This is a genomic window from Salinisphaera sp. LB1, from assembly GCF_003177035.1.
Classification (GTDB): Bacteria; Pseudomonadota; Gammaproteobacteria; order Nevskiales; family Salinisphaeraceae; genus Salinisphaera.
Map to the genome: position 1 here is coordinate 2,717,175 of NZ_CP029488.1, position 25,486 is coordinate 2,742,660.

The 25,486-nt window shown below is 62.5% G+C and carries 22 protein-coding genes and 1 pseudogene; 9 read left to right on the plus strand and 14 right to left on the minus strand.

Features of this window, described 5'->3' with window-relative positions:
* The first annotated feature begins 167 nt into the window (after nt 1-167).
* Nucleotides 168-1,361, plus strand: a complete 1,194-nt coding sequence (locus SALB1_RS12250; protein WP_158590730.1) for a GGDEF domain-containing protein — start codon at nt 168-170, stop codon at nt 1,359-1,361.
* On the opposite strand, the gene SALB1_RS12255 is transcribed toward SALB1_RS12250, so the two are convergent.
* The 3 genes from SALB1_RS12255 to SALB1_RS12265 form a co-directional block, all read right to left on the minus strand.
* Nucleotides 1,358-4,357, minus strand: coding sequence for an FAD-binding and (Fe-S)-binding domain-containing protein (locus SALB1_RS12255; protein WP_109994130.1), 3,000 nt, complete (start codon nt 4,355-4,357; stop codon nt 1,358-1,360). The two genes, SALB1_RS12250 and SALB1_RS12255, sit on opposite strands and share 4 nt — an antisense overlap.
* Nucleotides 4,358-4,431: 74 nt before the next feature.
* Nucleotides 4,432-5,355 (minus strand): hydroxymethylglutaryl-CoA lyase, encoded by a 924-nt coding sequence (locus tag SALB1_RS12260; protein WP_109994131.1) that lies wholly within the window; start codon nt 5,353-5,355, stop codon nt 4,432-4,434.
* Nucleotides 5,352-6,581, minus strand: a complete 1,230-nt coding sequence (locus SALB1_RS12265; protein ID WP_109994132.1) for a CaiB/BaiF CoA-transferase family protein — start codon at nt 6,579-6,581, stop codon at nt 5,352-5,354. Before SALB1_RS12265 ends, SALB1_RS12260 begins: the two co-directional genes overlap by 4 nt.
* Before the next feature lie 471 nt (nt 6,582-7,052).
* On the opposite strand from SALB1_RS12265, the gene SALB1_RS19530 reads away from it, so the two are divergent.
* From SALB1_RS19530 to SALB1_RS12275, 3 genes are read left to right on the plus strand one after another with little or no spacing between them, the layout of a single operon-like run.
* A complete protein-coding gene (locus SALB1_RS19530) occupies nt 7,053-7,706 on the plus strand; it encodes a hypothetical protein (protein ID WP_255414388.1) in 654 nt (217 codons plus the stop codon).
* 14 nt (nt 7,707-7,720) lie between these two features.
* On the plus strand, nt 7,721-8,200 hold the full coding sequence (locus SALB1_RS19535) for a hypothetical protein (protein WP_255414560.1): 480 nt from the start codon (nt 7,721-7,723) through the stop codon (nt 8,198-8,200).
* Complete coding sequence (locus tag SALB1_RS12275) at nt 8,197-9,951, plus strand: ATP-binding protein (protein ID WP_199678787.1); 1,755 nt, start codon at nt 8,197-8,199, stop codon at nt 9,949-9,951. Before SALB1_RS19535 ends, SALB1_RS12275 begins: the two co-directional genes overlap by 4 nt.
* A gap of 131 nt (nt 9,952-10,082) precedes the next feature.
* Here the strand turns inward: SALB1_RS12275 and SALB1_RS12280 are convergent, their stop codons facing one another.
* A complete protein-coding gene (locus tag SALB1_RS12280) occupies nt 10,083-10,988 on the minus strand; it encodes a LysR family transcriptional regulator (RefSeq protein ID WP_109994133.1) in 906 nt (301 codons plus the stop codon).
* Nucleotides 10,989-11,107: 119 nt separating this feature from the next.
* Between SALB1_RS12280 and SALB1_RS12285 the strand changes: the two genes are divergently transcribed.
* Complete coding sequence (locus SALB1_RS12285; RefSeq protein ID WP_109994134.1) at nt 11,108-12,274, plus strand: alpha/beta fold hydrolase; 1,167 nt, start codon at nt 11,108-11,110, stop codon at nt 12,272-12,274.
* Nucleotides 12,275-12,380: 106 nt separating this feature from the next.
* Here SALB1_RS12285 and SALB1_RS19540 read toward each other — a convergent pair.
* The 6 genes and pseudogenes from SALB1_RS19540 to SALB1_RS12315 all read right to left on the minus strand — a co-directional run bounded on the left by SALB1_RS19540 (nt 12,381) and on the right by SALB1_RS12315 (nt 15,548).
* Nucleotides 12,381-13,103 (minus strand): annotated as a pseudogene (locus SALB1_RS19540) (aspartate/glutamate racemase family protein).
* Between the two features lie 176 nt (nt 13,104-13,279).
* Nucleotides 13,280-13,564, minus strand: a complete 285-nt coding sequence (locus tag SALB1_RS12295; protein WP_109994135.1) for a type II toxin-antitoxin system RelE/ParE family toxin — start codon at nt 13,562-13,564, stop codon at nt 13,280-13,282.
* Nucleotides 13,561-13,836: a CopG family ribbon-helix-helix protein gene (locus SALB1_RS12300; protein WP_109994136.1), complete on the minus strand. Its 276-nt coding sequence runs from the start codon at nt 13,834-13,836 to the stop codon at nt 13,561-13,563. Before SALB1_RS12300 ends, SALB1_RS12295 begins: the two co-directional genes overlap by 4 nt.
* On the minus strand, nt 13,805-14,356 hold the full coding sequence (locus SALB1_RS12305; protein ID WP_109994137.1) for a LysR substrate-binding domain-containing protein: 552 nt from the start codon (nt 14,354-14,356) through the stop codon (nt 13,805-13,807). The genes SALB1_RS12300 and SALB1_RS12305 overlap by 32 nt, the downstream gene beginning before the upstream one ends.
* 197 nt (nt 14,357-14,553) lie before the next feature.
* Complete coding sequence (locus SALB1_RS12310; protein ID WP_109995412.1) at nt 14,554-15,015, minus strand: GNAT family N-acetyltransferase; 462 nt, start codon at nt 15,013-15,015, stop codon at nt 14,554-14,556.
* Between the two features lie 74 nt (nt 15,016-15,089).
* Nucleotides 15,090-15,548 carry a cupin domain-containing protein gene (locus tag SALB1_RS12315; protein WP_109995413.1) on the minus strand — a complete coding sequence of 153 codons (459 nt, stop codon included), beginning with the start codon at nt 15,546-15,548 and terminating at the stop codon, nt 15,090-15,092.
* A gap of 364 nt (nt 15,549-15,912) precedes the next feature.
* On the opposite strand from SALB1_RS12315, the gene SALB1_RS12320 reads away from it, so the two are divergent.
* The 3 genes from SALB1_RS12320 (at nt 15,913) to SALB1_RS12330 (ending at nt 21,564) form a co-directional block, all read left to right on the plus strand.
* A complete protein-coding gene (locus tag SALB1_RS12320; protein WP_109994138.1) occupies nt 15,913-17,019 on the plus strand; it encodes a C45 family peptidase in 1,107 nt (368 codons plus the stop codon).
* A 305-nt stretch (nt 17,020-17,324) separates the two neighbouring features.
* The gene (locus SALB1_RS12325) at nt 17,325-20,852 is read left to right on the plus strand and encodes a S41 family peptidase (protein ID WP_109994139.1); all 3,528 of its coding nucleotides are present in this window, start codon (nt 17,325-17,327) and stop codon (nt 20,850-20,852) included.
* A 226-nt stretch (nt 20,853-21,078) separates the two neighbouring features.
* Nucleotides 21,079-21,564: a hypothetical protein gene (locus SALB1_RS12330; protein WP_109994140.1), complete on the plus strand. Its 486-nt coding sequence runs from the start codon at nt 21,079-21,081 to the stop codon at nt 21,562-21,564.
* A 152-nt stretch (nt 21,565-21,716) separates the two neighbouring features.
* On the opposite strand, the gene SALB1_RS12335 is transcribed toward SALB1_RS12330, so the two are convergent.
* Both SALB1_RS12335 and SALB1_RS12340 read right to left on the minus strand, forming a co-directional pair.
* Nucleotides 21,717-22,547, minus strand: coding sequence for a mechanosensitive ion channel family protein (locus SALB1_RS12335; RefSeq protein ID WP_109994141.1), 831 nt, complete (start codon nt 22,545-22,547; stop codon nt 21,717-21,719).
* Nucleotides 22,548-22,550: 3 nt separating this feature from the next.
* A complete protein-coding gene (locus SALB1_RS12340) occupies nt 22,551-23,744 on the minus strand; it encodes a hypothetical protein (RefSeq protein WP_109994142.1) in 1,194 nt (397 codons plus the stop codon).
* A 119-nt stretch (nt 23,745-23,863) separates the two neighbouring features.
* Here SALB1_RS12340 and SALB1_RS12345 point away from each other — a divergent pair, with 119 nt between their 5' ends.
* The gene (locus tag SALB1_RS12345; protein WP_109995414.1) at nt 23,864-24,133 is read left to right on the plus strand and encodes a DksA/TraR family C4-type zinc finger protein; all 270 of its coding nucleotides are present in this window, start codon (nt 23,864-23,866) and stop codon (nt 24,131-24,133) included.
* On the opposite strand, the gene SALB1_RS12350 is transcribed toward SALB1_RS12345, so the two are convergent.
* Nucleotides 24,121-25,002, minus strand: a complete 882-nt coding sequence (locus SALB1_RS12350; RefSeq protein ID WP_199678789.1) for a LysR family transcriptional regulator — start codon at nt 25,000-25,002, stop codon at nt 24,121-24,123. The genes SALB1_RS12345 and SALB1_RS12350 overlap by 13 nt on opposite strands.
* Nucleotides 25,003-25,163: 161 nt before the next feature.
* Nucleotides 25,164-25,427 (minus strand): hypothetical protein, encoded by a 264-nt coding sequence (locus tag SALB1_RS12355; protein WP_109994143.1) that lies wholly within the window; start codon nt 25,425-25,427, stop codon nt 25,164-25,166.
* Between the last annotated feature and the right edge of the window lie 59 nt (nt 25,428-25,486).

A 25,486-nucleotide genomic window follows, 5' to 3' on the forward strand; every position in this document is an offset into this window, starting at 1 on the left:
GACGGTATGCAGAAAAACCAAGGGTGGTATTGTCGCGGCCGAGGGCCGGTTTCGCCACCGCCCGGGCGATGGCGATACCCGCACACATCGGCCCGGCCAGCGAAGCCGGGCCCGCGGTTCGGCGCGAACCGAACCGTTTACTGGTTTGCCACAACCCGAAAACCATAATGTCGAACGATGATCGCCACGCGGAGGAGACCGAATCGGAGCGCCGCGCGCGGCATCAGCGCGTTCGGCTGCAGAGGCTCGGGTTGTCCTGTCTGTCTTATGCGCTGCAGATCGCGCTGGCTGCGGTGCTCAGTCTGCTGGGCGCGGTTTCGCCGCAGTTCGTGGCCGGCTATGCCATCGCTCAGTGCGTGATCGTGGTGACGTTCTACGTGGCGTTTCGCACCGGCCTGAACCTGCGCTCGCGCGAACCGAATCTGACACTGCCCCAGGTGTTGATACCTGCATTACCCGGCCTCGTCCTTCTCTACCAGCTCAATTCGGCCGAGGCGCAGGCGGCCCTGGTGCTGACGACGGTCGTGCCTCTGCTTTACGGCACACTCGATCTGAGCATGGGCCGATTCATCGTCGCGGCCGTGGTTTACTCGACCGGTTATCTCGTGGTGCTGTTCTGCCACGGTCTGTTGCACACGGAAGACGGCTTGTTCTTCCATAACTGGATGTTGCTGGCCTCGCTGGTCATCGTCATGCCGCAGATCGTGCTTCTGAGCGCGCTCATCAACCGGATGCGCCGAACCCTGCGCGAACGCAACCATGAGATCCGCGAAGCCATGGCCCGGATTTCGGTCATGGCCGTACGCGATCACCTGACCGGGTTGTACAACCGTCGCTGGCTCATGGAAGTGCTTGAGCGCGAGCGTGTTCGTTGCCAACGCGCGCCCTATGTATTCTGCGTCGGCGTGATCGACATCGACCACTTCAAGCGCATCAACGATACACACGGCCACGCCGTGGGCGACGAAGTACTCAAGCGGCTCGGCCGGAACATGGTCGAAGAGGTGCGTGAGATCGACAGCTTCGGCCGGTTCGGAGGCGAGGAGTTTCTGTGGATCGTCCCGGGCACCGATCTTGAGTGTGCGCTGAAGGCGGCGGAACGATTGCGCCGGCGCGCTGCCGAGCTGGTGTTCACCGGCGAGGGCGGGACGCAGTTCTCGGTCACGCTCTCGATCGGGCTGGCGCAGAACGACAGCGAACGACGTCTGCCGAACGACACCTTGTTGCGCTCGGCCGACGAAGCGCTATACGACGCCAAGGAAGGCGGCCGTAATCGTATCGTGGCGGCGCCGCGCGACGCGCCGGTGCACCCGGTCACGCGTCCGCGGATACGCGAGCGCCGGGGCGAGGGTCAAAATTAATCGATCTCTGCCAGCAGGGCCTGCGCCGGGTGCCGGGCGGTTTCTCCCTTGAGACGCGCGATCTGGCTGCGACAGCTGTAGCCGGGCACCAGGGGTTGCGCCGCGCCGCGAGATAGCGCGCCCGTCCAGGACAGCTCGAAGACGGTTTGCGATGTCTGGCGATGGCGCGCTTCGTGGCCGTAGGCGCCGCTCATGCCGCAGCAGCCGACGTTGCCGGTTTCCAGCGATAGCCCGAAGTAGGCGAAGGCATCACGCCAGGCACGGGTGCTCCCCGAGGACGCTGTCTGGGCCGTGCAATGGTTGAGCAGGCGATAGCCCGGTGACGATCCGGCCGTTGGCGCTGGCGCGCGTGTAGCGAGCGCCGAGGCCAGCCATTGCTCGAACAGTTGTACCGGCAGTGCGCGGCCGATCGCTTGCTGATAATCGGTTGCGAGCGCCAGCGTCACGCTCGGCTCGATGCCGACCAGAGGCCGCCGGTGGGCCGCGAGCGCGTCGATCCGGCGGGCGTGGCGGCGCGCCACGCGCTCGAACTCCGGCAGGAAGCCCTTCACGTGCAGCGGCTTGCCGCTGGCCGAGAACGGCGCGACTTGGGGCCGGTAGCCGAGGGCCGCGATCAACTCGATCACCGCGATCGCGACCGGGGCGTCGAAGAAGCTGGTGAACGCATCCTGGATCACGAATACGCTGCGCGCGCGCTCGGCGTCGCTCATCAGCGCCCAACCGTCGGCGCTGTAACGATAGCCGGGATGTCGCTTCAGCCAGTCAGCAAGACCCGGCCGGCTCAGCGGCGGTGGATCGACCAGGCCCAGCTTGGCGGCGAGAAGCCGCCGCAGCGCGGGTACGCGCAGCGCCGCATTGGCGAGCCCGGGCAGGTGGCTGGCGAGCGCGGCGCCGGTCTCCAGCCCGGCCAGGGCATAGTCGGCCGGCGGACGCGCATAGCGGCCGTGGTACAGCGCCAGGAACTCGCTCTTGAACGTCGGCACGTCGACCCGGATCGGGCACTGGGTGGCACAGGCGCGGCACGACAGACAGCCGTCCATGGCCTGCCACACCTGGTGCGAGAAATCGGCCTCGGGATCGGCCGGCCCGGCCGCGAGGTCACGCAAGGTGCGCCAGGCCAGCGGCGATTCGGCCGGGGCGAGATCGCCGGTACCGGTGCCGGCCTCGGCGAGCTGGCGCAGCCATTCGCGCATGGCGCCGGCGCGCCCCTTGGGCGAATGCAGCCGGTCGCGCGTGGCGCGGTACGACGGGCACATGATGTGGGTCGGGTCGTAATCGAAGCAGGCGCCGTTGCCGCTGCATTGCATCGCACCCGGGAATGCGGCGCGCTCGTCGGCCGGGATCCGGCGATCGAAGGTGCCGCGGGTCGGCGCGTCCATGGCCGCCAGCGGGACGCGCTCCGGTTCCAGGGCCACGATCTTGCCGGGGTTGAGCTGGTTGCGCGGATCGAAGGCACGCTTGATATCGGCGAGTGCGGCGTAGAGCTGTTCGCCGAAGAAGGGCTTGTTGTATTCCGAGCGAAAGCCCTTGCCGTGCTCGTTCCACAGCAGGCCGCCATAGGATTCGGCCAGCTTCGCCACGCGGGTCGTGATCTCGCGCATGATGCGCTCGTCGTCCGGATCGGTGAGATCCAGCGCCGGGCGCACATGCAGGCAGCCCACGTCGATATGCCCGAACATGCCGTAGGACACGCCGTACTCGTCGAGAATGGCCCGGAAATCGATGACGTAGTCGGCCAGCACGCGCGGGTCGACTACCGTGTCCTCGACGAACGGCAATGGCTTGCGCGCGCCGGGCGCCGACCCGAGCAGGCCGACACCGCCCTTGCGCAGATCCCAGAGCGCGGCCCGGGCCGCCGCGCTCTCGGCGCGATAATGGCCGGTCGCGCCGCTATCGCCGGCTTCGAGTGCCACGTCCAGCCGTGCCGCCCCTTCGGGCAGGCCATCGCGGCCGGCGAACTCGACCAGGTTCACCGCGCCCGGCGTGGAGCCGTCATCGTTCTCGATAGAGTCGCGCACCCGTTCGTAGATCGGGTTGTCGCGCGCCAGGTTCATCACCGTTTCGTCGACCGATTCGATGGCGCTCGGGTCGTATGCCACCAGCGATTCGGCATCGCGCAGGGCGGCATCGAAGCTGGCATAGCGCAGCGCATAGAGCACGGTCGTATTCGGGATCGGCGTGAGCTTGAGCGTCAATTCACTGACCAGCGCCAGCGTGCCCTCCGAGCCGCCGATCAGCTTGTTGAGATGACAGCGACCGGCCGCGTCGACCGCCTGTGCCAGGTTGTAGCCCGACAGATAACGCGACAGATCGGGGAACACACGGGCGATCTCGCCGCGATTGGCGTCGATGATCGATGTCACGCGTTGGTTGATGGCCGCGATGCGCTCGTCGGGATCGTCAGCGCCGCGCCGCGAGTCAATTACGTGGGCCGCGCCATCGGTGAGCACCACGCGGGTGGCCAGTACGTGATCGCTGGTCTTGCCGTAGATGCGCGAGCCCTTGCCGCAGCCGTCGGTGTTGGCCATGCCGCCGAGCGTCGCGCGCGACGATGGTGCCACGTTGGGCGCGAAGAACAGCTCGTGTTCGGCAAGCGCGGCATTGAGCTGGTCCAGCACCACGCCCGGCTGCACGACCGCTTCGCGGGCTTCGGGGTCGATCGACAGGATGCGATTCATGTGCCGTGAGCAGTCGAGCACGAAGCCCGCCGTCAGCGAACAGCCGATGGTGCTGGTGCCGCCGCCGCGCGGCGCGAGATGAACGCCGTGAAAATCCGGCTCGGCGAGCAGGGCGGCTACGCGCTCGATATCGGCTTCATCGCGCGGAAAAAACACCCCGGCCGGCAGCTGCTGGAAAGCGCTGTTATCGGTGGCCAGCGTGACGCGCGTCGCGTAGCGCGTATCGATATCGCCGGCAAAGCCGCTGGCGGCCAGCCGGTCGACGAATGCGCGCTGCCGCGGGTCGAGTGTGTTGTCGGGCGAGAGCGTGGGCAGCATTGGGGCAGGAACGGCGGATATCCTGTGCGGCAGGATAAACCCGATGGCCCGTGCCCATCAGCTGCCGCGGGCGATCACGCGATTGCGGCCGGCAACCGATAGCGCCGGTCGGCCTTGCCGGCCTTGACCACCTGGCCGGGCACGTCATGACCGATCAGGCTGGGCAGGGTCTCGCTGACCGCGATCAGGCCGTCCAGATCCACGCCGGTGTCGACGCCCATGCAGGCGAACATATGCACCAGATCCTCGGTGCAGATGTTGCCGGAAGCACCCGGCGCATAGGGGCAGCCGCCGAGGCCGCCGAGGGCGGCATCGAAGCGCGCTATGCCCACTTGCCAGGCGGCCAGTGCGTTCGCCAGGCCCATGCCGCGCGTATTGTGCGGATGCAGGGTGAGATCGAGTCCCGGATAACGCGTGCGCACGGCTTCGCACAGGGCAGCGACCTGCAGCGGATTGGCTACGCCGGTGGTATCGCACAGCGTGACCCCGGCGATGCCCAGATCCGCGATGCGCGCGACGATCTCCATCACGCGGTCGGCCGGCACGCGGCCTTCGAACGGGCAGCCGAAGGCGGTGGAGATGGACGCGTTCAGGCGCACATCCGCCCCTTCGGCGGCCACAACCATGTCGGCAAAGCGTGCCAGCGATTCGTCGGCGGTCATGCGCAGATTGGCGCGGCCATGGCTGTCTGAGGCCGACATCACGAAATTGAGCTCATCGGTGCCGACCGAAAGTGCGCGTTCGACGCCTTTGACGTTCGGGATGAGGGCCACATAGTCGATGTCGGGCGCCCGATGGATGCCGCGCATCACCTCGGCGGCATCCGCCAGATTGGGGATCGCCTTCGGCGAGGTGAAAGAAGTCGCCTCGATCTTGGCCAGCCCGGTGGCCGACAGCCGGTCGATGAAGGCGATCTTGTCGGCGGTCTCGATCCAGCGCGGCTCGATCTGGAAGCCGTCGCGGGCGGCGACATCGTTGATGAATACGCGATGGCTCATTGCGCATGCTCCGAGTCGTAAAGAACGCCGCGCTCGTACAGCGCATCCTGGGTTTCACGGTCGATGCCCAGCTCGTCCATTACCGCGCGGGTATGCGCGCCCAGCGCCGGCCCGCCGCCGTCGATGCGCCCCGGCGTGCGCGACAGCCGCGGCATCACCGCCGGCACCTTGAGCTCGTGGCCCGCGTCGGTGGTGATGGTCTCGATCATGCGCCGGGCGGCGTAGTGCTCGTCGGCCACGATATCGGCGGCCGTGTAGGGGTGGCCGGCCGGCACGCGGGCGGCTTCCAGGGTTTCCAGCACGTCGTCGCGCGAGCGTGTCCGGCTCCATTCGGCGATCGCGCCGTCGATCCGTTCGGCCTGTTGCGAACGGCCGTCGTTGTGGGCCAGGTCCGGATCCTCGGCGAGGTCCTCGCGGCCGATGGCGGTCATCAGACGCTTGAAGATCGAGTCGCCGTTGCCGGCAATCAGCACTTCCGAGCCGTCCGCGCAGGGATAGGCGTTCGACGGCGTGATGCCGGGCAGGGCGCTGCCGCTGGGTTCGCGCACGATCCCGGCGGCGTCGTATTCCGGAATCAGCGATTCCATCATCGCGAACACCGATTCATACAGCGCGACATCGATGTACTGACCCTGGCCGGAGCGCGCGCGCTCGTGCAGTGCCAGCAGCGCGCCGATCACGCCGTACAGCGCGGCCAGCGAATCGCCGATCGATATGCCCACGCGCACCGACGACTCGCCCGGATGGCCCGACAGATAACGCAGCCCGCCCATGGCCTCGCCGATCACGCCGAAGCCGGGCCGGTCGCGGTAGGGCCCGGTCTGGCCGTAGCCGGAGATACGAACCATGATCAGGCCGGGATTGATCGCCGCGAGGTCTTCCCAGCCCAGCCCCCATTTCTCCAGCCGCCCGGGCGAGAAATTCTCGATCACTACATCGGCCTCGGCGACCAGTTTCTTCACGATCGCCTGGCCTTCTGCCGATTTCAGGTCGAGCGAGACCGAGCGCTTGTTGCGCGTCTGGACATGCCACCACAGCGACGTGCCATCGCGCATCACCCGCCAGCGCCGCAGCGGATCACCCGTGCCGGGCGGCTCGATCTTGATCACGTCAGCGCCGAATTCGCCGAACAGCTTGGCCGCGAACGGCCCGGCAATGAGCTGGCCGAGCTCAAGCACCTTGATACCGGACAGGGCCTGGGGCGAAGCGGTAGCGGGTTCGGTCATGGCGGTCAACGTTTGGAATGCATTACTACGCTAAGCGGACGGAGCGGCGCCGACAATTGCCGGGTCGACAAGCCGGGTTTCGCGATTCGTTAAGGCTCGTTGTCGTTGTTCGAAAATGATTGTCCGCAGATCGACACGGATCAACGCAGATAAGGCAGGGCATAGGCACGCCGCGCGGTCAGGTGATGGGGCAACAACGCCAGTTGAACCGTGGTGCTCGGCGTCGCTTCGCCTCTATTGCCGACCGATGGGTCTTCGTGGAGGCTATCGGAGTACGGCTAGGCTTGTAGCGTCGGCTATCGGCCAACAGCCGTCACTGCTCAGTGGATAACGTCTTGTATTGCCGTTCAACTAAGTCCTTTCCAGCACCCTCTCTTTCTGGCCGTCCCAGTTGTACCCCTCTAAACACCTCTTAATTGACTCTTCTCCCAGCTTTCAGCACCGTGTCTAAAACACAAAAGTTGGAAGGCTATGACAGCAGTCGATGACCTCGCGCCAATCCGTGAAGGTGGCTTCCAAGTCGCAATCGACAACGTCGAAGATCTGTTGGCGCAGGGCCGCCGCGTTTTTTTGGCTGGAGCGGGGTGTAGCAAGTGCGCCGGGTTACCACTGACCGTCGAGCTGACAGAAAAAGTGCTCGTTAGTGAGCAACTTTCAGAAGTATCAGAAAAACTACTTTGTGCGATTCGAGATGGTTTTGAAGGGGCTGATTACGCAAATATTGAGGATTATTTAAGCGAACTTGTTGATCTCCTGGCAATTGCTGATCGACGGTTTGTTAGAAGAGCGGACCGCAACGCAATACGAATAGGTGACGATACATACGACCGAAATACCCTTCGAGTAGCGGCCGGTGAGATAAAAGCAGCAATCTCTGAGACTATCTCTGTCGGTGTAGATCCCTCGGTGCATCAGCGTTTGGTAAGAACCCTCCATCAACCGCTTAGACCGGGCAAATCTGGCACTGAGAGACATGTTGATTACCTAGTACTCAACTACGACACGCTATTCGAGGATGCTCTAGCCTTAGAGCGCGTTAACTTCTCGGATGGAATGAGCGGGGGGCAACAGGGTGGTGGGAACCCTCGCTTCTGGATCAAACAACTCTTCACGCAAAGGTACTGAAACTCCACGGCTCCATTGACTGGTGTCAGCTATCAGAGGACCGTTATCCGCGACGGGTTAGTCCCAAGCTCTCTCTAGGCGAGGAAGCCCCGGCGCAGATTGTCATCTGGCCTGCAGCTACTAAGTACCGAGAAGCACAATTAGATCCTTACGCTGAGCTTCTTGAGCGCGCCCGCTTTTGTCTCAATCCGCCGCGAAACGATCAAAGGGTCTTACTAACATGCGGTTACAGCTTCGGGGATAGCCACATCAATATTGAACTTGACCGGGCGCTTAAAGCCTCCCGCGGCAATCTAACTATCGCAGCGTTTTGTCCGGATGATAGTCCTACAGGAATTCTCAAAGAGTGGCATGAAAATCCCGGGTTGACTGAACAGATTCTTATATTCTGCGGGGGTGGATTCTTTCACGGAGATAACCATATTCAGGCAGATCAAAATCTGCCTTGGTGGAAGTTTGAAAACCTTGTTCGGTTGTTGGAGGGGGAACGGTGATTAACTCAGCTGCCACCGCCTTAGATCCGATTCACAACCTTTCGATAGGAAAGATAATAGAAGTAGACGGCGCGCGGGTCATAGCCGAGCTCGATTCTGATATTTCTGATCTTTCGAGGATTTACGCGGGCGAGACTTACCCAATCGGCCAATTTGGCTCCATTATCCGTATTCATTTCGGACGTCGGGTAATATACGGGATGGTGGGGCGTTTGCGAATGAAGGCCGAATACGAGGCGGAGAAAGGCGTGGCGCCTCATGCGTCGCCAGATGAACGTGTGGTGGAAGCGGAACTATTTGGAGAGGCAAGCTGGGGTGTAGACGAAGCCGGGTTGCCAAAATTCATTTTTGAGCGAGGTGTGTCGACATATCCGCTTCCGCAACAAACAGTATATTTAACGCCGAAATCTGAGTTGCGAAATATATACGGCGGTACTGGACGGCCGGCAATCGAACTCGGAACTCATGTGGGCACTAGCAATGCGCCGTGCTACGCAGACTTGAATGAGTTATTGGGCAAGCATACTGCGATTCTCGGCTCTACGGGGTCAGGGAAATCCGGCGCTGTAGCAGCACTCTTACATGGCATCGTCAACCATGGCCAGAAATGTGGTTACCAAAATTGGAACCCAAGGATCATCGTTCTTGATCCGCATAACGAATATGGCGCGGCGTTTGCGGATCACCGAAGGTTATCCACGGACGAGGGTTCATTAGCCCTACCGTATTGGATGCTGAATTTGGAAGAGACAATCGGACTTCTAGTAGGTAAAACAGAACACGCTGCAACGTCGCAAGCAAATATCGTGAAGAATGCGCTGTTGGAGGCGAGGTCTCAAGCCGCAAGCGAGCTTGGTTTCGTCACAGAAAGAACCACAGTCGATGCGCCGATCCCATACGTCTTGGGAGACCCCCGTGGTTTAGATGAGTTTGGCGAGCGAGATGGCGGGAGATATACCGAAGGATTTGTCGGTGCTATCAACGCGCAGCGTCCCGATAATAAAAACCGTAAAGATCATCAGGATTACGGAAAAGTTCTCAGGAAGCTTGAGTCATTGATAAACGATGACCGGCTCCGCTTTATGATGCGTCCATGGAGTGGTGATTCGGACGACCTGGCTGAGATTCTTGCGCAGTTAGTCGGGGAAGGCTCGATGGTGAGAGTCATTGATCTTTCTGGTGTTCCGAATGAGGTGGCCGGTGTTACCACTTCAGTAGTTAGCAGAATGTTATTCTCAATAAAGGTTTGGCAAACCTCTAATGAGCGCGAATCCAGTCCAGTGTTACTCGTCTGCGAAGAGGCACATAGGTATGTTCCGAACAGAGGCGAAGCGCAATACGAAGAGGCGCAAAGTGCTATACGCCGTATAGCGAAAGAAGGTCGTAAATACGGCCTCAGTCTCTTGCTTGTGTCTCAAAGGCCTAGTGAGGTGGAGACTACGGTGCTGTCGCAGTGCAACTCCTGGCTGGTTCTACGGACTACGAATGACGCGGATCGAGAACACGTAAGAGGTGTGCTGCCAGATTCGATGACGGGGCTATCCAAGATGCTTCCTGGATTGCGACGCCGTGAAGCGATCTTCGTCGGGCAAGCGGCCGCGCTCCCGTCGCGAATAATCATTCGCGAGTTACGCGTTGATGAAACTCCTAAGTCCAATGATGTCGATTTCGATAAAGGCTGGCAGTCTGAGCCGTTGGATTCCCAAAAACTAACTGAAGTGGCACAGCGCTGGCGGTATCAGGAACGGTAAAGCCTTCAGTGAGAAGGCCCGAGTCCTAATAACTGCCAAAGCGAATAGAGGAATGGCTGCTTTGGGTCGAACGCGGACACGGAGCAATCGTGCGCTCACATTACGCGTTTTATTGATTGCTAATTGATTCCCTATCCGCGCCACTCGGCCGACGAGCCAAACCATTCCTCGAGCAACTCGATGAAGCGGCGTACTTTGGCGCCGACTAACCGGGCCGAGGGATAGACCGCATGAATGCCGAGGCTTCGGGTCGTGCAATTTCCCAGGATCTGTTCCAAGTCGCCGGTGGCCAGATGGCGGTGGAACACGAAGCGGGGTCCATAAGCGATTCCGGCCCCACGCAAGGCGGCGGCTAACAGCATTTCCACGTTGTTGGCGGAAAACCGTGAACGACCGGAGACCTTATGCATTTGGCCGTCCGTGTCGGTAAAGCCCCAGTCGCCGGCCGAAATGGCTTCGCTGAACGCGAGGCGATCATGATGGCTCAAATCTGATGGCGCTGCCGGCCGGCCGTGTTCGGCCAGATAGGATGGGGCGGCGCAGGCGATCATCTCGGTACGTGCAAGGGGGCGTGCGACCAGACTCGAGTCCGGCAGGTCACCGATCCGGATCGCGACATCGAAACCGCCGGCCACGAGATCGATAAAGTGGTCGTCGAGCGTCATCTCGACGTCGACGTGCGGGTAGCGCCGAATGTATTTGGCCACCGGGGCGCCCATGTGCAGTGCCCCGAACGTCGTCGGAGCAGTGACTCGTAACGTGCCACGCGGCTGATCCTGCAATTCGCGTGCGGCGCGGTCGGCGTCATCGAGCGATTCGAGGATATGCCGGCTGCGCTGATAATACTCCTGGCCGACGTCGGTCGGATGAAGACGGCGCGTGGTGCGGTGCATGAGCCGCACGCCTAATGATGCCTCGATCGCGGCGAGATGCTTGCTGGCCATGGCCGGCGTGATCCCAAGGGTTCGTGCCGCCGCTGCCAGGCTGCCCTGTTCGACGGCGGCCGTAAAAACCGAAAGTCCGGTGAATCGGTCCATGATTTATTCGATACCTATGTTATCGAGTGCATGTCGAAAAAAAGGGATTATCGCTTAAATCGAGGCCTCCTATGATTTGTTTCGACGCTCGAAGCGCTTTAACGCATAGGAGACAAGCCATGAAGATCAACGCGAACGGATTGACGCTGCACGCCGACGATAGCGGCCAAGGCCCGCTAGCCCTCGTTTTCCGCCACTACTGGGGCGGCACGGCTCGAACCTGGCAAGCAGTGATGGCAGTGCTGCCGGCGAATCTACGCAAGATCGCTTTGGATGCTCGCGGATGGGGCCGATCGGATCGCCCCGACGACGGCTACGATATTGCGACCATGGCCGACGACGTAGAAGCCGTAATCGCCGCGCTCGGCCTGAATCGCTACGTGCTGGTTGGCCATTCGATGGGCGGCAAGGTGGCGCAGCTATTGGCTTCGCGTCGCCCCTCCGGTTTGGCGGGGCTCGTACTGGTGGCGCCGTCACCCGCGGAAGGCAAATCGTTGCCGGGGCCGGAACGCGACGCGATGGCAGGCGCCTATGCCGCGCCGGAATCGGTCGGCTGGACTATCGATAACGTCTTGAGCGAACGCAAGCTATCGCCCGCCATGCGCGATCAGGTGATCGCCGACAGTCTCGGCGGCGCGAACGCTGCAAAACAGTTCTGGCCGCATACGGCGATATCCGAGGACGTGAGTGCCGACCTGGCGCGGATTGACGTCCCGGTTCGAGTGATCGGCGGCGAACACGACAAGGTCGATTCGATCGACATGTTGCAACGCGTCGTCCTGCCGTCGCTGCCCGGTGTGGCGATGCAGATCATACCGGGCGTTGGGCATCTTATCCCGCGGGAAGCGCCGCAGGCGCTGGCGGCCCTCATTGCTGAATTCGTCGATACCGAATGTTCGGGCGCATCGGAGGCGGCGGCACGGCCGGAGGCGGTGGCCGCGCTATTCGACGCGGCGCTCAATCGCGGCGATCTCGACGCGGTTATGTCGCTCTTTCACCCGGAGGCAACGATGCGGATGCAGGATGGCCGCACGATCGCCGAAGGTCACGACGCACTGCGCGACGCATTCGCTCGGCTGATGATCGCACGGCCCCAAATACGTAACGGCGTTCCCCGGGTCATCGCAAGCGGTGACATCGCACTACTGCTACTCGAGTGGACGATCCGTATCGCCCCGCCCGATCAGGATGAGATCGTAGAGAGCGGCGTTGCGACCCAGGTGGCCGAACGCAACGCCGATGGTATCTGGCAACTGCGGATCTCGAACCCTTTGGGGATCGATTGAGGCGATGACCATAGCCGTCGTCTGCTAATGATGAGTCCCGCTCGTCGGGCACGTCGAGTGATTTTCGAGTCACTCGACGTGCAGCGCTTTGATACCGAGCGCTTGCTCAGAGCGCGGGTGGCCAATTGACGAGGCGCTTTTCGCGCGGCTCGCTGAACGTGCGAGCCTTGGATGTTGACAGGTTCTGAGCGACCAAGCCTTCGGTAAGCTTGACCGCGGCCGATACGCCGTCGATGACCGGCACGCCGGTTTGTGCCACGACTCGGCTCGTGAGCCCGGCCATGCCGCCGCAGCCGACACAGATCGCCTCCGCGCGATCGACCTCCACAGCGTGCAAGGCCTTGGCCACAATAGCTTCGATCGCGACCTCGGGGTCTCGCTCGAGTTCGAGCACGGCCAGGCCGCTGGCATGCACGGACGCCAGCCGATCGCTCAGTCCGGCCAGTTTGAGCCGGTCTTCGATCATCGGTACGGCGCGGTCGAGCGTGGTAACGACCGATTAGCGATGACCGACGAACAAGGCCGTGGCTGCGGCGGTCTCGGTGATGTCGACCACCGGGACATCGAAAAGCTCCTGGAGCCCCTCGCAGCCGCGTTCGCCGTACCCGGCCTGGATGATGGCATCGAATTCGCCGTCATAGGCCCGAATGGTTTCCATGACGGCCACGGTGGCCACATAGCTTTCGTAGTTGCCTTCGATGGATTCGGCGCCGAAAGCCGGGGTGATGGGGATGATCTCGGTGCCGGGGTTCGCCACGGCGCGCTCCTGCTGCGCGATGGCGTCGGTCATCGAGGTCGTTGTGTTCACATTGGCAACGAGAATGCGCATGCTGAAGCTCATTGAAGGGATTTATTGCGACGGGCGGGCGATGGCTTCGCCCTCGACGTGTTGATACGTCCGGTCTTTCGGCGCCAGCATCAGGTGCAGGGGAGAAAGGGGGCAGACACGGACGGCTTCGAGAACCCAGAAAGCGCATGCTTACGCATGCACAGACGGTAAACGTGTCAAATGCGTTGTTCCCGGCTATGCCATACACGGATAATGACGATGGTGCCGCCGTCGAGTCGGTAGCGCAAAACATAGGATCCAGCGCCGAACGGTAAGTATAGTTCCCGACGGTGGTTGCCGTCGTTTATTGGCCGCCCGATTTCAGGCATCTCCAACAACTTGTTTGCGCCCTCTGCGATCAACGTCATGGCTCGTTCTGCAGCAAGGGTGTCTTGATATAAAAGAAATTCGAACAGTCGTTGAATGTCATCCCGTGTTTCGGGCAGCCAGCGCAATCTCACTTTGGGGCATCAGCTCTATCGCGTGCGGCCGCCGCTAGCGCGCTTAGATGCTCCCGCATATCAGCATGATCGATGTAGGCGCCGGACTCTTGGTACTGTCGCCAACGCTGCATATCTTCCTTCTTTTCGCGTTCGTAGCGTTCTTCGCGATCAAGGTATTCTGCGATTGCACGCTTCATCAGCCAATGCGGCGAGCGCTCTTTCAGGCCTCCGAGCGCCTGCAATCTTGCCCGCGTTGCTTCATCCAGCTTGATTCCTGTTGTCGTCTTCATCGCTAGTCACACTCGGTTGCACCTCTAGCAACCTTACCATGGACAAAGAAGATTGCGGCACGTCACTATGATCTCGCGGGTAAAAGCGCAGCGCCGAAAAAAGAGGGGGGGCAGACAAGGGCAGCGCTTCACTAGTCGGAGGCAAGTGCTCGACCATCTCGCGCGCTAGCACGGGCAAGTTGTCGAAGTCGCGATAGGCGATGCGAAATTCGCGATGCGCCCAGGTGTCGGTAAGCTCGATCATGTGCAGGTTCAGCGTGGCGACATGGGTACTCACGGCCTCATTGGGCAAAACGCCGATACCCAGGCCAGAGGCGATCATGCGGCAGATGCCTTCGAAGCTGCGCACCTGGACCCGCATGCGCAGCGGTTTGCCGCGGCGCGCGCGGCATCGTGGATCAGCGCGTGCAACGAGGCATCGTGCGGCGGGCCGACGAAATCGTGTTCGATCGCCTTGCGCAATTCGAGCGGCCTCGCATTTAAAAAAGAAAACCGTCGCTTGATCAGGTGCAAAGCGCAGTCAGCAGTCAAAAGATTGACAACGCGATTGTGCTCGCACGCGAAGCAGCAGTGACTTGACCTTCCTTCTTATCGGCACTGATTCGCGTGCATTTGCGGAATAAAAGACGAGAGCTATCCGCAGATCGATGCCGATGCACGCAGGTCAAGAAAGGCAGCTTTCCGGCGAACGACGGGTGCATCGCCCATTGGGCTCTGCTAGTTGAGCCAAAGCTTCATTCCTTCATGTGAGGCTTTAAATCCGAGTTTTTCGTAAAAACGGATCGCGTCCGGCCGCGACTTGTCGCTCGTCAGCTGGACGATCAGGCAGCCTCGTTCTTCAGCTCTTTCTATCGCCCATTCGAAAAGCTTGGCGCCAATTCCTTTTCCGCGGTGAGACGACGCAACACGAACGCCTTCGATCAGCGCTCGCCAACTCCCGACATAGGTCAAGTAAGGCAGGAATGTGATTTGAAGCATGCCAAGCAGTTCGCCGCCCGATTCACATACTATCAACTCATTATTGGGATCTTTTTGAATGGCTGTGAACGCTGCAACGTAGCCGCGGTCCAGCGGTGTGCCGGGCGACTCACGGGTTTGACCAAGCTCATCGTCCGCGAGCATATCGACGAGAACTGCAAGTTCGTCCAGCCGAGCTTCGCGGAACCGATACTCGTCCATAGTCTCGTTACCCCGTCCCATTGGGCCTCGACGGACGTCCAAGCCCAGCCGCCTCGTTGAGTAGCATAGCCGCACTACCGCTTAACGTGTTGGATGTTCGAATACTCAACAACATCCCATTCGCCGTTGTTGCGATAGAGTCGCTTCCTGCGATTGGGATAATCAGTGACGTCCTGCGCGAGGCGCTGTCCGACAACGAGGCAGACCAAAGGCTCTGGACCCTCAGCCTCCATACAGTGAGCCTCGCCATTCAAGGGGTAGCCGATAAAATCTCCGGGACCGATGCTGTGGCTCTCTGCTCCCATTGTCGCGGTGCCATGACCTGAGAGGACGTAGATGCATTCTTCCTCGAAGAGATGCGCATGCAATTCCGTTGAAAAATATCCCGGCTCTACTGTGATCAGATGAACGCCAATATTCTTGAGCCCCACAGCATCTCCAAGAGACTTGTTGATGCGAGCGGCATTTTCATTGAGGAAGTGAACTTTCTTCTGTCCTGCCATTTCGGCGATAGTATTTGCCGACAAATACATACTTACCTCCTTGCTGCCCAACGCCCAGCTGGCACCTTGCCAGCTGACCGTCGCGTCCGATTTGTCGAACCGCGTCTTTCATCTGCGTGTATCTGCGTATAAACAAAGACTATTGCTCCGGACGAAAACCATTCACAGATTAACGCAGACGCACGCAGATCAAGAAGGGCGGCCTTCCCCCTGTGCGGCCGGTATATTGTGGAAGTGAGCGGCCTGCGCGGCTTATCGTGCAGGTCCGCTCGACTGCGTTTTAACCTAAGTAGCCGAAGGTCGCGTCACAATTACTCAAAATGCTGATTCAATTTGCTCGGTCGAGCGGCCAGCGCTTAGATTGAAGGCGTCATCATCATCGTTGATTACTCGCATGGATATTCCCGTACTCGAAGCCACGGGCAGTGCCTCGGCCATCGGTCGCGCGCATGGCCTGACGTATGCCGAACCGATCCGGCGGTTCGCGGACGAGCGTGTCGCGCGGGCCGGTCAGGCGCTCTGGGTGGGTGAGGACCGGCCGCGTGCGGAGGTGCTCGCTCTGGCGGGAGAATGTCTGGCGGCGCACGAGGCCTATTCGCCGCGATTGACCGCGGAACTGCGCGCCATGGCGGATGCGGCCGGTTTGTTACCGGAAGAGATGCTGATCGTCAGCGGCTTCACGGATTTCGTCGATACCGGCTTTGCGGCGTTCAGCGGCAGCCGACCGGCGCCGCACGCGGCCGACAACTGCACGGCGATGATCGTGCCTGGTGCCCGTAGTGCCACCGGGCAAGCACTGTTCGCCCAGACCTGGGACATGCATGAAACCGCGACCGAGCATGTGTTCGTGCTGCGCGGTACGCCCGACGATGCGCCGGCCTTCACCGTGTTCACCAGCCGCGGCTGTCTGGGCATGATCGGCATGAACGAGGCCGGCATCACCATCGGCATCAATAACCTCACCGGCAACGATGGGCGGGTCGGCGTGACCTGGAATTTCGTGGTCCGCGAAGTGCTGGCCCAGACCGATTTCGAGGCGGCTGCCGAGCGCCTGGCGGAGGCCGAACTGGCCGGCGCCCACAATTATCTCTTGGTGGGGCCGGACGGCCAGGGGATGAACGTCGAGGCCACGGCGACCCGGCGCGAGATCACACCGCTGGCCGACGACGTGATCGTGCATACCAATCATTGTCTGGCCGACGCCACGCGGGAGGCCGAGCGCCCGCGGCTACCCGAGGCACAGGCCCACAGCGAGAAACGCCTGGCCCGCGCCCGGGCATTGCTGGCCGAGCCCGGCCCGATTGATGTCGCGCGTCTGGCAAGCGTAACGCGCGATACGCAGGCGATCTGTTACCCGCCCACGCCAGTCACCCGGATGACGACCTGCGGCGCGGTTGTGGCCGATCCGGCGGCCCGCCGGCTCTGGGCGCTGCGCGGGCGGCCGAGCGAACAGCACTACACGGCATTTGACGTCGGCGGCGTCATCGCGCCCCACGCGTAAGAGCCTATTGGCATGGGCGCTAAGTCGATACTTGGCCGCGCGCGCTCCTGATGTCCGCTACCAGCCGGAACATGCGGTGGCGCGGCCCGGTCGCGGCCGATACGCCCGCACGAACGTGCGTCGTTGTCGGGCCACGATATTGCATACTGCACGAACTCGGTGCGCCCGCCGTTCCACGGGGGCCGGCCGACCGGTCATGCGGCTGGCTCAGGCGATGGCGCGTTTCTTGCGCGCCCGGGCGTGAAAGCAGGGGCATCGTGGGTTGCGGCTCTCGCGGGTGATTCGAACAACAAACGAGGGATTCCATGGCTTTGAAGACAGTTTTGGGTAGCGCGGCGACGTTGTTCGCGGTGACGACCGGCGTGATCCCGATGGCGCACGCCGACACCGCCCAAAAGCCGGCCGCCGGTGCCAGGCAGTCCGCGCCGCCGTTGATGCGCTATCCGACCGTTCATGGCGACACCGTGGTCTTCGAAGCCGGCGGCAATCTCTGGAAAACGACCACACACGGGGGTATGGCCACGCAGCTGACCGACGACCCGGGTTTCGACGAGGACGCACATTTTTCGCCGAACGGCAAATGGGTCGCGTTTACCGGCTGGTATCAAGGCAACACGGATGTCTACATCGTGCCGGCCGCCGGCGGCCGGGTGCGACGCCTGACTTATCATTCGATCAACAACCCGAGCGATGGCGGCAAGCTCAAGCCGAGTACCGACAACCGGGTGCTGGGCTGGACGCCGGACAGTAACAACGTGGTGTTTCTTTCCCGGCGCGATAGCTTCAATCCGCAGGTCATGCACGCCTACACGGTGCCGGTCGGCGGCGGCCTGCCGAAGAAGTTGCCGATCCCTTGGACCGGGCCGCTGTCGTTCGGGCCCAACGATCACACCGTGGCCTACAACAAGCTCGCCCGGGTCTACCGGCCGTTTCATCGCAAGCATTATTACGGCGGCCAGGCCCAGGATATCTGGACCTTCGATTACAAGAACGGCAAGAGCCATCGCATCACGCACTGGAAGGGCGCGGATGTATGGCCGATGTGGTCGGGCGATACGATCTATTTCAGTTCCGACCGCGGTCCCAACCATATCCAGAATCTCTGGGCCTACTCGCAGAAGACGAAGCAGTTTACGCAGCTGACGCATTTTTCGACCTACGACATCGATTTCCCGACCCTGGGCGGCAACAAGATCACCTTCTCCGACGGCGGCGATCTGTATGTCTACAACACCAAGAATCAGGATCTGACCAAGCTCAACGTGCGCGTGCCGCTGAACGGCGTGAAGGCGATGCCGCATTGGGCCAAGGTCGAGGGCCACGTCGATGGATCGGCGATCGCGCCGAACGGGCATCTGGCGGTGTTTTCGGCCCGCGGCGCGTTGTTCACCGTGCCGGCCAAGTACGGCAGCGCCAACACACTCACCCAGAATCCGGCGGCCGATCAGCGCGATCCGGCCTGGTCGCCGAACGGCAAGCAGATCGCCTATATCGGCGCCGAGGGCGATCACCAGGCGGTGTACGTTCGCCCGGCGGATGGCGGCAAGCCGAAGGCACTCACGCATGACAAGCTCAGCGTGCACGGCCCGCTTTCCTGGAGCCGGGACAGCAAGCACCTGACCTATGTCGATGCCGATCAGACGCTCTGGATGATCGACGTGAAATCCGGCAAGCGGACCCGGATCACGCGCGATCCGAGCAAGACGCGCGGCAATTTCTCCGATCTGCACTGGTCACCGGGCAGCGACTGGCTGGCGTTTTCCAAGGCGATTCCGCAGCCGATCGGCAACATGACCGTGCCGAATATCCAGGCGATTTATCTGTACCACGTCACCGACGGCAAGCTGACCCGGCTCGGAGATGGCCAGTACAACGATTCCGACCCGTTCTTCTCGGACGACGGTAAATATCTGTTCTTCGTATCCCAGCGTATCGTCAATCCGACCTTCTCGAATTTCGACGAGATCACTGCGGGCCTGAAAAGTAGCGGCCTATATGCCGCGACCCTGAAAAAGGACACGCCTTCACCGATCGCCCCCCGCGTACGTTCGGCCACCAAAGGGCTCGGCGACGATTCGGCAAGCAGCGACGACGATAGCCACAAGAAGAACGCCAAGGCGCACGACAGCAGTTCGAACAACGGTAAGGAAAGCGACAAGAAATCCGAACACAAGACCGGCCGCAAGCCGATCGATATCGATGTCACTGGCCTGATGGGCCGCGCGGTGCGCCTGCCGGTGCCGGATGCCGATATATCAAGCGTGGCCGAGGCCAAGGGCGTGGTCTACTACACCACCCAGCCGAGCCAGACCATCGAAGGACCGTTGTCGGGCGAGCAGTCGGCGCTGCGCGCCTACGACATGGACAAACGCAAGGACCACACGCTGGAGACCGACGTCAAACATGTCGCGCTTTCAGCCGATGGCAGCACCCTGTTCTACCAGCACAAGGGAAACTGGACGACGCGGCCGGCGTCGTTCGTCAAGAACCCGGGCGACGATGCCGTCGACAAGATCGATCTGTCGGGACTGAAGCGCTGGGTTCAGCCCGAGGCCGAATGGCCGACCGCCTACGGCGAAGCCATGCGGGACGTGCGCGATTACTTCCTCGATCCGAAGCTGATCCACAAGATCTGGCCGGCGATCGACGCGCGCTATCGCAAGCTGCTGGATCGCGCCGCCACCCGACGCGATGTCGACTGGCTGATTGCCAATGCCATGGGCACGACCGGTGAAAGCCACATGTACGTGCGCGGCGGCAACGATGGCTGGAAGACGCCGGCCAACCCCACGGCCGATCTTGGCGCCGAGTTCGCGCTGGACCCGGACTCCGGCCGCTACAAGATCGCGAAGATCTACAAGGGCGACAACACGGTGCCGGGCTACCGGGCGCCGCTCAACCAGCCGGGCCTGAAGGTCAAGGCCGGCGACTATCTACTGGCGATCAATGGCCAACCGCTCAAGGCCCCGACCAACCCGTACAAGCTGCTTCAAGGCACCAATGGCGACACCATCTCGCTCAAGGTGGCGGATGATGCCGACGGCAAGAATGCGTACGTCATTCATGTCGAGCCGGTCGCGAATGCGCACAAGCTGCACCTGCTGGCCTGGATCCGGCATAACCGTCAGACCGTCGACAAGATGTCGGACGGCCAGATCGGCTACGTCTATCTGGAAGACATGGAAGCCACGGGGATGAAGGAGTTCATCCGCCAGTACTACAGCCAGCGCAACAAGAAGGCGATTATCTTCGACGACCGTTGGAACCTCGGCGGTTTCATCGACCCGATGCTGTTCGATCGCATCGATCGCCAGCTCGATGGCATGTTCACCAATCGCTATCGGGCCACCAGCCCGACCCCGAATGCGCCCATGGGCTATATGGCCGCGCTCATCAATCGCGGTTCGGCCTCCGATGGCGATATCTTCGCCTACATGTTCAAGAAGGATCATCTCGGCCCCACCATCGGCAGCCGGACCTGGGCCGGCGTGCGCGGCTACGACGGGTCGTTCGATCTGCTCGGTGGCGGCAGCCTCGTGGTCTCGGATAACGGCATGTACGGAACCCACGGCCAATGGATCGTCGAGAACATCGGCGTGGAGCCCGACGTGCGCGTCCACGACAAGCCGGAGGATCTCAACGCCGGGCACGATGCGCAGCTGGAAAAAGCGGTGCATATGCTGATGGCCAAGATAAAGGCCCACCCCAAGACCTACCCGCAGGCACCGAGCTGGATGCCGGCCTTCCCGCCACAGCCGGATTACCCGAGCTGCGGCAGCGACAAGGTCGGCAATGGGGTGTGCGACTGGCATAACGGCAACAGCGGCAGCTGAAAGCGTTCGGCCGCCGCGGCGGCCGTCGGCCGCGAAGTCGTCAAAAACAAAAGACGGACATGTACCGGCTTTTGTTTTCGAGGGCGTTGAAAAACAGCGGATTTTCAGCTGTTTTTGTATCGGATTAATCATATGGCTATCCGGGGCTGGTCGGCCCGTGCTAAGCATGGCCGACCGGCACCGCGTATCGCGCCGGCTTATCCCTCGATACAGCGGAGTAGCTGCCATGTTGAGAACAAGTCTCGCCGCCATCGGTATCGTACTGGCCAGCGGTGGCCTGGCCCTGGCGCAACCATCATCGCCGGACGCGGGCCCGCCCCGTCCGCCACCCAAGCCGGCCGGCCATCATCACCCGCCACCGCCGCCCCCGGGCGGCCCCGCCGCGCTGCAGGGCAAGGGTTTCGATCTGCAACTCGGCCACGGCCGGCGCCTGCGCGTTCAATGCGGCGATGAACCGCTCAAAGGCTGCATCCAGGCGGCCCAGCCGCTGATTCACCAGCTAGCGCAATCGAGCCGGCGTGGTGAGCGTCATCGCATGGCCTGGAAACATCATCACAAACCCACGGGCCACGGCTCGATGGAAGCCGGGTCCGGGATGACGAATCAGGGCGCCGCCATGAAGCCGGGCTCGTCCCAGGGCCAGGAGCAGACACCGTCCGACACCTCGGGCTCATCGACGCAACCGGATGGCGCCGCCGGCCGGGCGCAATAGCGCGAAATCGCGGGGCGTGAAGCGATCGTTCGGCGCCGGCGAGCGGAGGCCGGACGACCGATTCATGCTTCCGGCGGATCGATCTTGAGGCGCGTGGTGTCGGCGCAATCGGCCGCTGTGCTGGCCGAGCGAGAGACCGGATTCGCCGCCGGTCATGGGCTCGGGGGCGCCGCCATGCCGGCCGGTACGCTTGCGGCCCGGGCGCCGAGTGCCGTGATCGCCGCCTTGCCGCGAACCGTCATGTCACTGATGAACAGGAATTGATCGCGCATGTCGAACGGGTAGGCGCGCAGTTTGTAGTGCGTGCCCCAGGGCGTTTCCGACAGCACCACGACAATGGGTTTGTCGTATTCCAGATAGGCACTGGTGAGCGCGACTTCGTGTAGCGCGGCGCGGACTTTCTGTGCATCGTGAGCCGGTGCGACATAGAAGTTGGCCACGCACATGAGCGTGCGCGAACCATCGTTGGCGTTCGCGATGTTCGAGTTCCAGAGCGTGTCGTGCGGCGCGGTGACGACGTTGTCGTCCGGCGTATTGATACGCACTGCGCGCAACCCGACCGAAAGCACCTCGCCGTAGGTGTCGCCGAGTTTCACCCAGTCGCCCGGGCGATAAGGACGCTCGAAGATCGCCACAATGCCGGCGATGAGGCTGGAGACGTAATCCTTGAAAGCAAAGCCGATCGCCAGGCTGGCGGCGCCCATGATCACCAGAAAGTTCTGGAAGGTCACGTTGAACACGATCGGAATCAGCCAGAGGATGGCGAACGCCAGCAGTGCAAGCCGCAGAATCGGCACCGCGCCGAGAAGAAAAAGACGCAGCCGGTTCGGCCCGCGTTCGGCCAGGAACGGCAGTGACCGCCGGATCACGACAATGGCGACCGCCGTGCCGCTCACGATCAGCGCGATCTTGAGAAAGTTGATGTCCTGGAGGTTGTGGATCAGGTGGGCAGCCTGCCGGCCGCTGTCGTTGGCTCCAGCCATGGCTCAGACCTCGGCGACGGGAAAGCCGGCCGTCGTCAGGCCGGTACGGATCGTGGGATAGGCTTCGGGGGTGCAGGTCAGGCAGCCCTGCGCATCGTGCGCCAGAATACCGGCGGCCAGCAGGCTGTTGATGGTGTTCGCGGTTCCGGTGAACGGCAACACGTCGGTGAGCCGCGCCGGCGTCATAGGGCCGTGGATCAGCAGGGCATGCAGAACCAGCAGCGAATCGTCGCCGCGGCGGGCCGGCAGGGAGAACCCCTTGAGTGCGGTCACCCACAGGGTATGCGCATCCCCGTTCGTGGCGTCGGCGGTCGCGGCATTGACGCCGTTATCCGTATCGTCGTTCGCGGCAATATGCTGGCGCAGGCTATGGCGCCATAGCCGCCACGCGATCCATGGCACGCCGCGGCTTGCCGCGGCGAGGCTGATCAGCCGGTCGTGGGGCTTGCCATCGGCGTTCAGGGCCAGAATATCGTCGCCCGAGGCCGCGTCCCGGAACCGCATCGGTCGCTCGGTGTTCGCGCTGGATATTTCTCGAAACCAGGCGCGCAGTCGCTCGCCATCGAACGGTTGGAAGGTCAGCGGCGCCGGCAGTACGGCATCGACGCGCACCGCCCGTTTGAGATACTGCCAGGCCCAGCTGTTACAGCCGATCACCGCCCGGCGATCGAGTTCGCTCAGCCGGTCGAGCAGGGCACGGATCAGCCATAGCCCGTCGCGGTGACGGAGAAACCACGCCTCCAGTGCCGGCACGACCAGCAGGCCATCGCCGTCGAGCGCCGGCAGCGCGTCGGGTTCCGCTTGCAGGATGGCGTCTCGTGTGGGCGTTTGCAGCACATGATGGCCCTGTCGTTCGGCCCAGCTGGCGACAATATGATCGTGATCGCCCGGCGGCAGCACGATCAGCTGAAGACGCGGGGATTCTGGCCCCCGGTCGGCCCAGGCGCCGAGCGTGGCCTGCAGTTCGTCGATCAGCGGCCCGCAGGCCGGCGGCGCGGCGGCGGCGTTCAGCATGTCAATCGTCGATGAATGCAGGCGGGCGTTGTCGATTTGCGGTGCGTCGGTGTGGCGGCGGAGCAGTTCACGCGCCCGCGTGAGCACGATCTGCAGTGTGTCGCGCGTCGGCATGGCCGGAACGCGGTAGTCGGACAGCGGCCCGAAACGCGGGGTCTCGTCTCGGCTTTCGGCGTCCGTCATGGGCTTTCCTGGCAAGCTGCGTGGCAATCGCTTCGTTGGCCCGAGTATAGCGGGGGGCTTGCAAACGAGGGCCGGCGATGCCATTCAATAAGCATTATTCCCACGGCTTGGAGGATGCGATGGCCAGTGGATGGGCCCGAGAGGGCGCGGTACAGGAACAGATCGACGACACCGTGAACGATGCCGTGGCGAAGGCGCGCCGCGAACTGGCGCAGGGCGGCGCCAGCCTGACGCATTGCGAGGAATGCGGTGAGCCGATCCCCGAGCGGCGGCGCGAACTGATCCCCGGCGTGCGGCTGTGCGTGGCATGCCAGGCCGAAGCGGACGAACACGAGCGCCGGGCCGGTGGGTTCAATCGGCGCGCCAGCAAGGACAGTCAGTTGCGCTGATCGGCGTCGAACGCGGCGCGCAGACAGGTGGCCAGGGTCTCGGCGGCCGTGCCCGCATCCGCACGCTGGATCAGTGCGATACGCGTTGCGGCGAGCGCCGGCAGCTCCCGCAGGGCCACCAGCGGCGGCTCGACCAGGCCGGCGGGCAGGGCGGCGACCGCGAGATCGGCGAGTGCCGCCGCGCTCTGGCCCGTGCCGCTTTCGCTGGAATAGGCGATACGGTAATTGATATTGGCGCCGTCGAGAGCGGCGAGGGCGCTGGATCGCCAGGCGCAGCCGTGATTGGCAAGCGCCAGCGGCAACGGGCGGCGATGGGCGGCGCGGCCATCCGGCAACCCGGCCCAGACCATGCGCTCGGTCGCCACGATATCCTCGATACCTGAATCGGTATCGTCGCTGCCCGCCGAAATCAGGGCCAGGTCGAGATCGCCGGCGGCCACGCGGGCCGACAGTTCCGCACTGCCGCGGGCGACGACGTTGACCGTCACCTGCGGATGTTCGCGGGCGAGCTGGCCGAGCGCGCGCGGCAACACCCGGCGCCCGAGATCATCCGGCAAGCCCAGCCCGACCTGGCCTTCGATTGCGGGGGCGAGGAAATGGGACACGGCCTCGGCGTTGAGCTGCAGAAGACGGCGCGCGTACGAGAGCAGCAATTCGCCGTGTTCGGTCACACGCACCCGCCGGGCCTCGCGCACGAACAGCGGCTGGGCGAGCCTGTTCTCCAGGCCTTTGATCTGCATGCTCAGCGCGGAAGGGGTGCGGTGTACCTGGCGCGCCGCGGCGGTGAAGCTGCCGGCTTCCGCAATCGCCACAAAACTGCGCAGTACGTCCGTATCCAGCGTGCGGGGCGGATTTATCGATGCGTGCACGGCGTCGTAAGTTAAGTAAAATTGAACATCTAATGTAGATCTTTGCGCTGGATTGAATCAAGCGGGCGTACCAGTCTGGATCGGGCCACTCGAACCGAGCCTGTTTTATGTGTCCGATCGAATGCTCCCGCGCGCGCCGCGTGCTCTCGGCACGGCGCGTTCTACCCGATCTCTACATGCCGGCGATGCCGCCGTTGGGTCTGATTGCCCGGATACGCCGTGCCCTCGATCGCCGGGCGTGCCGACGCCAGCTTGAGGCCCTGCTCGGCGAAGACGATCATCGGCTGGTCGATCTGGGGCTGACGCGAGCCGGTATTCACCAGGCGCTGCGTTGTGCCGATGATCCCTGCCGGCAGTTGGCCCGAACCCTGAAGACGAAAGCCGCAACGCCGTCCGCGAAATTCCCATTCGATAGCCAGTGCCACTGATAGGCCGGCTCTGATCGCCGCCCGGGGCCGGCTGTGGGGCGGTGGTTTTTCTGTTA

Coding starts and splice junctions, on each gene's coding strand:
- SALB1_RS12250 (WP_158590730.1), top strand. CDS start 168: ATGTCGAACGATGATCGCCACGCGGAGGAGACCGAATCGGAGCGCCGC.
- SALB1_RS12255 (WP_109994130.1), bottom strand. CDS start 4,357: ATGCTGCCCACGCTCTCGCCCGACAACACACTCGACCCGCGGCAGCGC.
- SALB1_RS12260 (WP_109994131.1), bottom strand. CDS start 5,355: ATGAGCCATCGCGTATTCATCAACGATGTCGCCGCCCGCGACGGCTTC.
- SALB1_RS12265 (WP_109994132.1), bottom strand. CDS start 6,581: ATGACCGAACCCGCTACCGCTTCGCCCCAGGCCCTGTCCGGTATCAAG.
- SALB1_RS19530 (WP_255414388.1), top strand. CDS start 7,053: ATGACAGCAGTCGATGACCTCGCGCCAATCCGTGAAGGTGGCTTCCAA.
- SALB1_RS12280 (WP_109994133.1), bottom strand. CDS start 10,988: ATGGACCGATTCACCGGACTTTCGGTTTTTACGGCCGCCGTCGAACAG.
- SALB1_RS12285 (WP_109994134.1), top strand. CDS start 11,108: ATGAAGATCAACGCGAACGGATTGACGCTGCACGCCGACGATAGCGGC.
- SALB1_RS12300 (WP_109994136.1), bottom strand. CDS start 13,836: ATGAAGACGACAACAGGAATCAAGCTGGATGAAGCAACGCGGGCAAGA.
- SALB1_RS12310 (WP_109995412.1), bottom strand. CDS start 15,015: ATGGACGAGTATCGGTTCCGCGAAGCTCGGCTGGACGAACTTGCAGTT.
- SALB1_RS12315 (WP_109995413.1), bottom strand. CDS start 15,548: ATGTATTTGTCGGCAAATACTATCGCCGAAATGGCAGGACAGAAGAAA.
- SALB1_RS12320 (WP_109994138.1), top strand. CDS start 15,913: ATGGATATTCCCGTACTCGAAGCCACGGGCAGTGCCTCGGCCATCGGT.
- SALB1_RS12325 (WP_109994139.1), top strand. CDS start 17,325: ATGGCTTTGAAGACAGTTTTGGGTAGCGCGGCGACGTTGTTCGCGGTG.
- SALB1_RS12330 (WP_109994140.1), top strand. CDS start 21,079: ATGTTGAGAACAAGTCTCGCCGCCATCGGTATCGTACTGGCCAGCGGT.
- SALB1_RS12335 (WP_109994141.1), bottom strand. CDS start 22,547: ATGGCTGGAGCCAACGACAGCGGCCGGCAGGCTGCCCACCTGATCCAC.
- SALB1_RS12340 (WP_109994142.1), bottom strand. CDS start 23,744: ATGACGGACGCCGAAAGCCGAGACGAGACCCCGCGTTTCGGGCCGCTG.
- SALB1_RS12345 (WP_109995414.1), top strand. CDS start 23,864: ATGGCCAGTGGATGGGCCCGAGAGGGCGCGGTACAGGAACAGATCGAC.